At 59.5% G+C, this 5000-nt stretch carries 3 protein-coding genes, 1 tRNA gene and 2 rRNA genes (2 of these 6 only partly in view); all 6 read right to left on the bottom strand.

The window, feature by feature from the left end; genetic code table 11:
• Positions 1-450 carry the 5' portion of an IS21-like element helper ATPase IstB gene (gene istB, locus AC0V8S_RS09465; RefSeq protein ID WP_475437507.1) on the bottom strand. Its footprint begins 366 nt before the window's first position, so only the first 450 of its 816 coding nucleotides appear in the window; it begins with the start codon at positions 448-450; its stop codon lies beyond the left edge, outside the window.
• The gene (istA, locus tag AC0V8S_RS09460) at positions 447-1961 is read right to left on the bottom strand and encodes an IS21 family transposase (protein WP_475437506.1); all 1515 of its coding nucleotides are present in this window, start codon (positions 1959-1961) and stop codon (positions 447-449) included. The genes istB and istA overlap by 4 nt, the downstream gene beginning before the upstream one ends.
• Positions 1962-2192: 231 nt before the next feature.
• Positions 2193-2375 carry a hypothetical protein gene (locus AC0V8S_RS09455; RefSeq protein ID WP_183463364.1) on the bottom strand — a complete coding sequence of 61 codons (183 nt, stop codon included), beginning with the start codon at positions 2373-2375 and terminating at the stop codon, positions 2193-2195.
• Between the two features lie 349 nt (positions 2376-2724).
• Positions 2725-2801, bottom strand: a tRNA-Met gene (locus AC0V8S_RS09450).
• A 289-nt stretch (positions 2802-3090) separates the two neighbouring features.
• Positions 3091-3205, bottom strand: a 5S ribosomal RNA gene (rrf, locus tag AC0V8S_RS09445).
• A 195-nt stretch (positions 3206-3400) separates the two neighbouring features.
• Positions 3401-5000: ribosomal RNA gene (locus AC0V8S_RS09440) — 23S ribosomal RNA — on the bottom strand (it continues 1255 nt past the right edge of the window).

Here is a 5000-nt window from a genome sequence, read left to right as displayed (position 1 = left end):
CTGAAGCTTCTGAACGAGATCGGTGGTGCGAGTGAACATGACCCGCCACCCGTTCTCGATGAGGGCGAGGCCGATGGCCGAGGCGAGATGACTCTTCCCGCCGCCGGGCGGGCCGAACAGAAGCAGGTTCGCTCCCTTCTCGAGCCAGCTGTCGCCGGCGGTGATCGCCATCACCTGCGCCTTTGAGATCATCGGCACCGCCTCGAACTCGAAAGCATCGAGGGTCTTTCCCGGCAACAGGCGGGCTTCGGCGAGATGCCGCTCGATGCGGCGTCGATCGCGTTCGGCCATCTCGTGCTCGGTGATCGCGGCGAGAAAGCGGGCGGCGGGCCAGCCTTCCTTGTCGGCCTGTTCGGCAAACAGCGGCCACATAACCTTGATGGCCGGCAGGCGCAGTTCGTTGAGGAGCAAGCTCACCCTGGCGGAATCGACAGCGGGGTTCGTCTTCATGCCGCATCTCCTGTCAGGTTGGGGCCAAGCAGGGCTTCATAGGCGTTGAGCGGAGCAAGACGCACGACGACACTCGGCAGCCGGGCGGGATCCGGCGCGAACCGTTCCCGCAAAGCAGCCATGTTGGGCAATCGCCGTGCCTGTAGCGAGGCGGTCAGTTGATCAGCCAGTTCGCTCTCGCAGCCGCGCTCGTGCGCCATTGCGAGAAGCTCGACCATGGTGCGGCAGGCCTGCCGCTCAGGCAGTCGCTCTATGAGCACGTCGAAGGTTCGCCGGTAGGCCTCGCGGGGGAAGAGCTGGTCACGATAGACGAGGTTGAGCAGCGCCATCGGCTTGCGGCGCAGCGAATGGATGACATGCCGATAATTGACGACCTGGTCGTGCTTGCCGTTTGAAGAGGCGCGCCCGCGCGGCAGCGTCATGAGCTGCGTGCCGCCGATGAAGATATCCAGCCGATCATCGAAAAGCCGCACTCTGAGGCGGTGGCCGATCAGGCGTGAGGGCACGGTGTAGAACACCTTGCGCAGCGTGAACCCGCCCGATGACGTGATGCGCACGGTGACCTCCTCGTAGTCGGAAGTGCGCCGGACGGGCAGTTCCTGGAGTTCGGCCCGCTCGACGTCGATGCGCTTGGAGTTGCGAGCATTCACGCGGCTGACGATCTCGTCGACAAAGCGACGATAGGCTGCCAGGTCGTCGAAATCGCTCGATCCCCGCATCAGCAGCGCGTCATTGATCGCCCGCTTGAGATGGCCGTGCGGGCCTTCGACGGAGCCGTTCTCATGCGCGATGCCGCGATTGTTGCGGGAAGGGGTCATGCCGTAGTGGCCGCACAGTTCGTCGTAGCGGCGCGTCAGGTCCTCCCGGGCGTCCTTATCCAGGTTGCGGAACGCCGCCGACAGGCTGTCGCTGCGATGCTCGCGGGGAGCTCCGCCGAGCGACCACAGCGCGTTCTGCAGGCCTTCCGCCAGAGCGACGAAACTCTCGCCGCCGAGCACGACATGCGCATGCTCGAAGCCGGAATAGGCGAGCCGGAAATGGTAGAGCCGGTGATCGAGTGGCTGGCCCACGATCGTGACGCCGGCGGCGGCCATGTCGGTGAAATCCGACAATCCCATGCGCCCGGGTACGTGAACCTGCCGGAAAATGACCTCCTGTTCCTCGCCATGGACGGCGCGCCAGGCTCGGACCCGGCGCTCGATCGTGCGGCGAATGCCGGCTCCAAGCTCGGGATGACGCCGGATCATCTCGTCGAAGATGGCGATCGCCCGAATGCCCGGAGCTGCCCTCAGCATGGGTACGACCTCGGCTTCGAAAATATCGGCGAGAGGGTCGGCACGGCGCCGTTGCCGCGGCGCCTTCTTCTGTGAGGGCAGTCTCGAATCCTTCTCGATGCGATAGGCCGTGGCGATACTGATCGACGCCTTCGCCGCCGCGACTGCCGTCGTATTGGTCTGCCGGAACTTCATGAAAAGCCTCATCTGGTGATCGGTTACATGGCGGCCGGGCACAAAGTGATTCCTCCAAATCGGAAAAACCACCGGCATACCCGGTCGACCGTGATCACCAGACGAACGCCCCCGATAAGGAGCGCGCCGCCGGCGGATTGAAACTCCGGTCGGGCTACGCCCTCCCTGCGTTCCAATCCGCCGGCATTCTCATCCTGATTGACGCTGCGCTCTCACGTTGATTGCCGCGCCGCAATCGAACCCGCAATTGACCGCTGCAGCAATCTGCTCTCGTCATCCAGGAGAGATGACGGCACCGAAGCCGGCTGAAAAAGAAGCCCGCTGGCTAAAATCATTTCGCATTTGGTTGTGGATCACCGCTTCGATTCGGCCTTTGCCGTCGGCTTCTGCTCCAAGAAGGTCCGATTCTTTTTTCGCGGTTGGGCTGAATCCTCTTTCAAGCCCTGCGTTCCTCATCGACTGACGACGTCCGCGCCGCAAACGCAAACGGCCCGCCGGCTTAGAGCCTAGCGGGCCGTTTGTGATGTTGGTTTTGTTGAGAGGCTTTGCGGTATCTGTCTGGCGGCTTTGGCTTTGGCTGGTTGCGGGGCGCCGATCGGCGGTCCACCATCAGTCCCTAAAAGCAAAACGGCCGGCCGGCATTGATCCAGGCTGGCCGATTTTGATTTGGTTTTGGGGAGAGGATTTGGCTTTTCTGTACCGCGGGTCGGCAAGGCCTGCTTGCGGGCTGCTGCTGAGGGTTAAAGTCGCCGGCGCCGACAGCTAAATACAAAAAAGGCCCGCTTGAGGCGGGCCGATTTTGATTTGGTTGCGGGGACAGGATTTGAACCTGTGACCTTCAGGTTATGAGCCTGACGAGCTACCGGGCTGCTCCACCCCGCGCCACCTCTAGGCAAGCGTTTGCTTGCCGAACTAGGCAAGCGTTTGCTTGCCGAACTAGGCAAGCGTTTGCTTGCCGAACTAAGCAAGCGTTTGCTTGCTGATCTGAGCAAGCGTTTGCTTGCTTTGGACGTAAGCGCACACCTACGACTAGGCTGGCTTACAAATAGGTAGATGGCTCACCAAATGAAAGGGCCGCTTACGCGGCCCGTGGTCCCTTGGCGGGCCTTGTTCGTAGAGAGAAGATTTCACTGACATCCGCTTGGATGTGAGTTCAACGTGCGTTTAGCAGACCTGGCAGCGACCTACTCTCCCGCGTCTTGAGACGAAGTACCATCAGCGCTGGAGCGTTTCACGGCCGAGTTCGGAATGGGATCGGGTGCAGCCGCTCCGCCATAACCACCAGGTCGGCAAAACGCACGTTGTTCGAGAAGCTGTTTTCTGTGCCAAGGCGACGTTTGTGGCTTTCGGCGTAAGCCCGCAAGCGCGACTGCGCGTCGCCGGTTTTCCGGCGCCCTCGCGGAGCATAGGCCCGTAAGGGCCGCTCATGCGTGAGCGCTGGCAGACCATCTGACTTTGTCAGATGAGCATAAGGAATGAGAACGATCAAGCCGATCGAACTATTAGTACCGGTAAGCTTCAAGCGTTGCCGCTCTTCCACACCCGGCCTATCAACGTGGTCGTCTTCCACGGTTCTCAGGGAATACTCGTTTTAAGGTGGGTTTCCCGCTTAGATGCCTTCAGCGGTTATCCCGTCCGGATATAGCTACCCTGCTATGCGGCTGGCGCCACAACAGGTCCACCAGAGATCCGTCCATCCCGGTCCTCTCGTACTAGGGACAGATCCTTTCAATATTCCTACACCCACGGCAGATAGGGACCGAACTGTCTCACGACGTTCTGAACCCAACTCACGTACCGCTTTAAATGGCGAACAGCCATACCCTTGGGACCTGCTCCAGCCCCAGGATGCGATGAGTCGACATCGAGGTGCCAAACAACCCCGTCGATATGGACTCTCGGGGGTCATCAGCCTGTTATCCCCGGCGTACCTTTTATCCGTTGAGCGATGGCCCTTCCACGCGGGACCACCGGATCACTATGACCGACTTTCGTCTCTGCTCGACTTGTCAGTCTCGCAGTCAGGCAGGCTTATGCCATTGCACTCAGCGAACGATTTCCGACCGTTCTGAGCCCACCATCGCGCGCCTCCGTTACTCTTTAGGAGGCGACCGCCCCAGTCAAACTACCCACCATACATTGTCCCGGACCCGGATAACGGGCCGCGGTTAGACATCCATAGTAATAAGGGTGGTATTTCAAGGGTGGCTCCACCTGAGCTGGCGCCCAGGTTTCAAAGCCTACCACCTATCCTACACATGCCACTACGAATGCCAATGTAAAGCTATAGTAAAGGTGCACGGGGTCTTTCCGTCTAACCGCAGGAACCCCGCATCTTCACGGGGAATTCAATTTCACTGAGTCTATGCTGGAGACAGCGGGGAAGTCGTTACGCCATTCGTGCAGGTCGGAACTTACCCGACAAGGAATTTCGCTACCTTAGGACCGTTATAGTTACGGCCGCCGTTTACTGGGGCTTCGATTCAGAGCTTGCACCCCTCCTCTTAACCTTCCAGCACCGGGCAGGCGTCAGACCCTATACGTCGTCTTGCGACTTCGCAGAGCCCTGTGTTTTTGATAAACAGTCGCTACCCCCTGGTCTGTGCCACCCTCCTCCACTTGCGTGGAAAAGGGTCACGCTTCTTCCGAAGTTACGCGTGCAATTTGCCGAGTTCCTTCAGCATAGTTCTCTCAAGCGCCTTGGTATACTCTACCAGACCACCAGTGTCGGTTTCGGGTACGGTTTATAAGGAGGAGCTATTTCCTGGAACCACGCAGCAGCCCGTTCAATCCGATAAGATTGGACTACCTCAATGATCCGTCACTACCTCCAAGCCCACGAATATTAACGTGGTTCCCATCGACTACGCGTTTCCGCCTCGTCTTAGGGGCCGGCTAACCCTGCTCAGATTAGCTTTAAGCAGGAACCCTTGGTCTTTCGGCGGGGGAGTCTCTCACTCCCCTTACGTTACTCATGTCAGCATTCGCACTTCTGATACCTCCACCACCCCTCACGGGTATGGCTTCATCAGCTTACAGAACGCTCCGCTACCGCTCGTATTGCTACGAACCCTAAGCTTC

Source organism: Mesorhizobium oxytropidicola (assembly GCF_056174625.1).
Note: the sequence above shows the minus strand (reverse complement) of the source record. Positions and strands in the feature narration are given on the sequence as shown.

Coding starts and splice junctions, on each gene's coding strand:
- AC0V8S_RS09455 (WP_183463364.1), bottom strand. CDS start 2,375: ATGAGGAACGCAGGGCTTGAAAGAGGATTCAGCCCAACCGCGAAAAAA.